This window comes from Acinetobacter sp. ANC 5054 (assembly GCF_002135295.1).
Lineage (GTDB): Bacteria > Pseudomonadota > Gammaproteobacteria > Pseudomonadales > Moraxellaceae > Acinetobacter.
This window is the reverse complement of record NZ_NEGG01000023.1, coordinates 1-3,758: the sequence shown is the minus strand read 5'-3', so window position 1 is coordinate 3,758 and position 3,758 is coordinate 1. Positions and strand designations below refer to the sequence as shown.

Below are 3,758 nucleotides of genomic sequence, written 5' to 3'. Positions count from 1 at the left end.
AGAAACGCATAGCCGACGCACGAGAAGCGTGTAGAAAATCGTTTGATTACATCGAGAATCTTAAAGACAACAAGCCGATCAACCCCTTTAAAATCAACGCATGGCGTGAAGAATTAAAAAATGCGGTTAATCAACACAATAACAAACTCAAACCAAACCACAGCAACCTTGTTGCAGACCACCACAAAACAAAAAACAATGGGGTCACACATGAACACTGGCTCAAAGCAGATGCGAAAATGCGTCAGCTCGATGCAAATGGCTATCAAGTCATCAAGCAGCTTGAGGCAGAACTCAACCACAGCAATGCAAACGTAAGCGTTACACGGTCACAAGACCACAGCAAAGGGCGGTAAACCCATCCGTTTTTGTCTTTTAATTAAGAATATCTAAACAATACATGATCTTATAGAGCGAGTGCCTACGAGCGAACCAACCATATTCGACCATCGACCCCCTGAAAAACCGCTTTTGCTCTTGATTTTGCTTTTGCTTTTGCTTTTGAAACGACACGAGCGAAGCGAGTGCCATAGCCTTTGATTTTATGTTCTTGGGCTTTTATATATAAAAAAGGCTTTTAAGTGCTTTTAGCTCGGCTGTATGCCTTATGTAGCAATGGTTTTAGAACTTATACTCCTAGGTTTACCTTGCAATACTCCTAGGTTTACCTTGCAACTTTTCGCCAATACTCCTAGGTTTACCTTGCATAATCCTAGCGAGTATATTAAAAGTAATTACTAGAATAAATAATACACTAGGATTAAAATGAAAACAGAGTTGATTGTTAAAGACAACGCTTTGATTAATGCCAGCTACAACCTAGACTTGGTAGAACAGAGGTTGATTCTGCTTGCCATTATTGAGGCAAGGGAGTCAGGAAAGGGGATTAATGCCAATGACCCTCTAACCGTTCACGCTGATAGCTATATCAATCATTTCGACGTACACCGCAATACAGCCTATCAAGCATTGAAAGATGCCTGTAAAGACCTGTTTGCAAGGCAATTTAGCTACCAAGAGCAACGCCCCAAAGGTGTCGCCAATATTACCAGCCGATGGGTGTCACAGATTGCCTATGTCGACAACTCCGCAGCAGTAGAACTAATCTTTGCACCTGCCATCATCCCCTTGGTAACAAGGCTTGAAGAACAATTCACAAGCTACGAGTTAAAGCAGGTTAGTGGCTTGAATAGTGCCTATGCTATTCGTTTATATGAACTATTGATTGCTTGGCGTAGTGCAGGAAAAACCCCAATAATTGACCTGGAAGAATTTAGGCAAAAAATGGGGGTGCTTGATGGTGAGTACACCCGATCAGATAACTTTAAAAAGTGGGTGATAGAAAAGCCAATCGCCCAAATCAACGAACATACAGACATAACGGTCAAGGTCGAACAGCACAAAAAAGGGCGTGTTATTTCAGGCTTTTCATTCAAATTTAAGCAGAAACAACAGCCTAAAATTGAAAATCAGCGTGACCCAACAACGATTGACTGGATTAATGGCGTTTCAGACAGCGAAATCAAAGGAATGTCGCCACCTCAAGCATTTAGGTATGCCGATAAGCTGTATCAAAATCATGAAATCGTCGGGAATTGGACTGATTGCCCTAAATATGAAGATGTAAAAATCAAACTTATCAAGCAATTACAAGAGCCAAAGTATGTTAGAGAGTACATGAAATACCTATTAGCATGTGATGACCCCTTTAACCCTAAAACAGTGGGCTTTAAGTTATGAAACGGCCTGTTATCAATAAATTGCCCATTAAAGACATTATGGCGGTGCGTGATGAAGTGCATCGACTCCAAGATGAAGCCGCCAAAAATCCTGACCACCCAATCAATGACGGCTTAAAGCAACACTTTGAAGAAGAAAAAAGCAAATTGTCAGAGATTAAAAAATCACAGACCAAATAACTTTCTATCTCGATCTTCTGTTAAATACTCGTTCAATTCAGCGAGTATTTTTCCCTTTTCCTGTTCATTTTCCATTTTTTTTAGTGCTAAAGAACCGAGTAATATTTTACGTCTAGTTTCTTCTCGTCTTTGCTGTTCAGACACTTTCTTTTTTTCACGAGCCAAAACAGCTTGCTTTTGAGCTTTTAGCTGCTTTAAACGTTCTTCTTGTTTAGAAATTTGTTGCTCTAATGATTCAACTTTCATTGTAATTCCGATACCTAAAAACCCACAGTTAGCATAATCGCACATAAATTGAAATTCAAGATTCTATCTGTTATCGTGGTATTCCCAAAGGGCGCACTTTCCCAAACTCATTTCATGAAGTTTGGAAGTACGGCAGGGGATACCCCTACAACCCCGAAAAGCAAAGGCGTTAAGAGGCAAAAAGGATGATAGAAAATACTCACGAACATTTCATATTCTTATGCCCTAATTGTGGGCACGAATATGATTATAAATTTACAGATGAAGAAATAGAAATGGCGGCAGGAATGCCTATAGAAATCACAGCCGCACAGTGCGAAAAATGTAATACATGGGTTAAACCAGTGAGAAAAAATTAAGCATGGCGATTTATCATTTTTCAGTTAAGAACATCAGCCGAGGTGACGGACGTAGTGCCGTTGCTGCTGCGGCTTATCGTTCAGGTGAAAGATTGGTAGACGAACGTCAGGGCAAAGAGCAGGACTACACCAAAAAATCAGGCGTTGAATTAAAAAAAATCTATGCACCGAAGCACACGAACCCTGAGCTACTGGAGCGCAACAATCTTTGGAACACAGTAGAGCGAGTGGAGAGCCGAAAAAACTCACAGTTGGCTAGAGAGTTTGAAATAGCATTCCCCCATGAACTCAAAAAGCAAGAGCGTGAGCAGATGCTCAACGAGCTGTGCCAAGAGATCGTAAAGCGGCATGGTGTGATCGTGGATGCAGCCATCCACGCCCCCCACACAGACAGCGGCAGCGATGAGCGCAATTATCACGCCCATATCATGTTTACGACCAGAAGCATTGACGAACATGGCAACTTAGGTGGCAAAACAAGGGAATTTAACGACAACGGCAAACAGGAAGTTGAATTTTGGCGGGAAAAATTTGCCGACATCACAAACAAGCACTTGAACATGGCAGGTTTCATATTTGCGAATGTTGACCACCGCAGCTATGCCGAGCAAAAAAACGGGTTGGAAGCCACCACCCACGAGGGCTACGAAGTCACCCAGCTACGCAGACTAGGCATAGACACCGAAATCAGTTTGCATAACGATGCGATCAAGGCGAGAAATGCGGAGAATTTTGAACAAATTATCAAAGGTCTTGACCAAGAAATCCTAGCGACCGAAAAAAACATAGCGAAATTACGCACAGAATCGCCGCAGGGCGCGAAAAACACCAAAACCCATACGGAACTAACAACCCAAAACAAAAACGCCTTAGAACGCAAATCAGAGCCATCTAGCCATATTCTTCAAAACATTTCGAGTGAAGATAAAAAAACTGTTGTTCAGCTTTTCAAAAACAAAATTGATTTTTTAGCTAAAGAAATTCTCCGGCAAGAGCTACAGGACAGCGAGAAACGCATAGCCGACGCACGAGAAGCGTGTAGAAAATCGTTTGATTACATCGAGAATCTTAAAGACAACAAGCCGATCAACCCCTTTAAAATCAACGCATGGCGTGAAGAATTAAAAAATGCGGTTAATCAACACAATAACAAACTCAAACCAAACCACAGCAACCTTGTTGCAGACCACCACAAAACAAAAAACAATGGGGTCACACATGAACACTGGCTCAA

The 3,758-nt window shown here is 41.6% G+C and carries 5 protein-coding genes and 1 pseudogene; 5 read left to right on the top strand and 1 reads right to left on the bottom strand.

The window, feature by feature from the left end; all coding sequences use genetic code 11:
- From B9T33_RS16520 to B9T33_RS16235, 3 genes and pseudogenes are all read left to right on the top strand, one after another.
- Nucleotides 1–356: pseudogene (locus tag B9T33_RS16520) on the top strand (mobilization protein (MobL-like)); the annotation flags it as partial.
- Nucleotides 357–765: 409 nt separating this feature from the next.
- Complete coding sequence (repM, locus tag B9T33_RS16240; RefSeq protein ID WP_086179918.1) at nucleotides 766–1,740, top strand: replication initiation protein RepM; 975 nt, start codon at nucleotides 766–768, stop codon at nucleotides 1,738–1,740.
- Nucleotides 1,737–1,919: a hypothetical protein gene (locus tag B9T33_RS16235; RefSeq protein WP_086179917.1), complete on the top strand. Its 183-nt coding sequence runs from the start codon at nucleotides 1,737–1,739 to the stop codon at nucleotides 1,917–1,919. The genes repM and B9T33_RS16235 overlap by 4 nt, the downstream gene beginning before the upstream one ends.
- Here the strand turns inward: B9T33_RS16235 and B9T33_RS16230 are convergent.
- Nucleotides 1,905–2,165 carry a mobilization protein gene (locus B9T33_RS16230; RefSeq protein ID WP_086179919.1) on the bottom strand — a complete coding sequence of 87 codons (261 nt, stop codon included), beginning with the start codon at nucleotides 2,163–2,165 and terminating at the stop codon, nucleotides 1,905–1,907. The two genes, B9T33_RS16235 and B9T33_RS16230, sit on opposite strands and share 15 nt — an antisense overlap.
- Nucleotides 2,166–2,350: 185 nt before the next feature.
- On the opposite strand from B9T33_RS16230, the gene B9T33_RS16515 reads away from it, so the two are divergent.
- Nucleotides 2,351–2,524 (top strand): hypothetical protein, encoded by a 174-nt coding sequence (locus tag B9T33_RS16515; RefSeq protein ID WP_171263663.1) that lies wholly within the window; start codon nucleotides 2,351–2,353, stop codon nucleotides 2,522–2,524.
- Nucleotides 2,525–2,526: 2 nt separating this feature from the next.
- Nucleotides 2,527–3,758 (top strand): MobQ family relaxase (mobQ, locus tag B9T33_RS16225; RefSeq protein ID WP_143224027.1); only part of this gene is annotated, 1,232 nt, incomplete at its 3' end.